At 65.3% G+C, this 1,484-nt stretch carries 1 protein-coding gene; it reads right to left on the minus strand.

Translation table 11 applies throughout. From position 1 onward, the window contains the following. Window positions 1-92: 92 nt before the first annotated feature. On the minus strand, window positions 93-1,163 hold the full coding sequence (locus GA0115254_RS08730; RefSeq protein ID WP_256102451.1) for an IS110 family RNA-guided transposase: 1,071 nt from the start codon (window positions 1,161-1,163) through the stop codon (window positions 93-95). Window positions 1,164-1,484: the final 321 nt, after the last annotated feature.

Here is a 1,484-nt window from a genome sequence, read left to right on the forward strand (position 1 = left end):
AGAGCGTCCTCCAGGGCCGCTGAGGCTTGATCAACTCGGTCTTGAACAGGCCGATCGTGGACTCCATCAGGGCGTTGACGCTCCTATAGTTGTCAACTCGCTGTAGGGACGGTCTGTGGTGCGGGTCGGACCAGGTGGTAGACCTCGCGTATGACGTAGCGTTTGAGGCAACGGATGATCTCGCGTTTCGTCTTGCCCTCGGCGGTGCGGCGGGTGACGTAATCAATCGTCGGTTGGTGGAATCGCATGCGAACGATGACGGTCCGGTAGATCGCGGCGTTGAGCTGGCGGTGGCCGCCGTGGTTGATGCGGTGCCTGCCGCTGGTCATGCCGGAGCCGGTGGGCACGGGAGCGATGCCCGCCAGCTTGGCGAGGGCAGCTTCGGACTTGATGCGTTCAGGGTTGTCGCCGACCACGACGAGGATCTCCGCGGCGGTGTCCACACCGATGCCGAATGGTTCGAGTAGTTGCGGGGCGGCACGGTGGACCAGCTCAGCGATCATTTTCGTCAGTTCCTTGGCCTCCGCGTCGAGGTACTGCCACCGTTTGGCCAGTGTTCGAAGGGCGTGACGCAGTGCGTCCTCGGGGCCCTCCAGCTGTCGAGGACGCAGGCCTGCCAGGTGCCGGGCCAGGGCGATTTGAGTTTTGCCCGAGGTCTCGTTGCGCAAGGGATCAGGAGCCTGGACAAGCATCGCTTTCATGGTGACCATCGCCGCTGAGCGCTGTTCGACGGCCTGGTCATGGGCGATCTTGAGCTGCCGGATCATCTCGGCTTCACCGTCGGCGCTCTTGGGCGTGGCTGTCGCGAACCCGGCCAGGACGGCTCGGGCGGCGTTCTCGGCGTCCAGGGTGTCGGACTTGCCGTTCATCCGGCGCAGCCGCCGGTCCGGGCGGCCGGCCTCGACCACCTTGTGCCCGGCCCGTCGAAGGAACGAGGCCAGGGTGGCGCCGTAGGAGCCGGTGCCCTCGATTCCGAAGGCCAGAATCCTGCCGTATGAGCCTGCCCAGTCCAGGAGTTGCTGGAATCCGCCGGTGTCGGTGGGGATCGTCAAGGTCGCCAGGATCCCGCCGATCGTGTCCATCACTGCAGCGACGTGCACATGCTTGTGTGTGTCGACGCCGATCACGACGTGCCCGGACCTGTGCTGCTCGTTGTTATCCACCGCGTTCCCTTCGGTCGGTAGCGTGGGGTGCACGCTGTCGCCGGCCGGAGGGACAGGACTGTCACGGGGACGCTTTGACGAGTTGGCTCCAGGCTCCTATGAGGTCACGTCCGTCCGGCGGCAACGCTTGTTGCGTGCCCGGCCGGACGGTCGACAGATCAACGCCAGGACACCCGTGGGGTCGGTCGTAAGCAAGAGTCAGACCGTCACGGCCGGGACTACCCGATCCTTGTGGGATCCGGTACGAACAGACTGACAGTCGTACGCGTCACCGACGGATCCGATGCTCGCCGCGATACCGGCTGCGTCCAGGTGCTCGGC

Source organism: Streptomyces sp. Ncost-T10-10d, from assembly GCF_900091955.1.
Classification (GTDB): Bacteria; Actinomycetota; Actinomycetes; order Streptomycetales; family Streptomycetaceae; genus Streptomyces.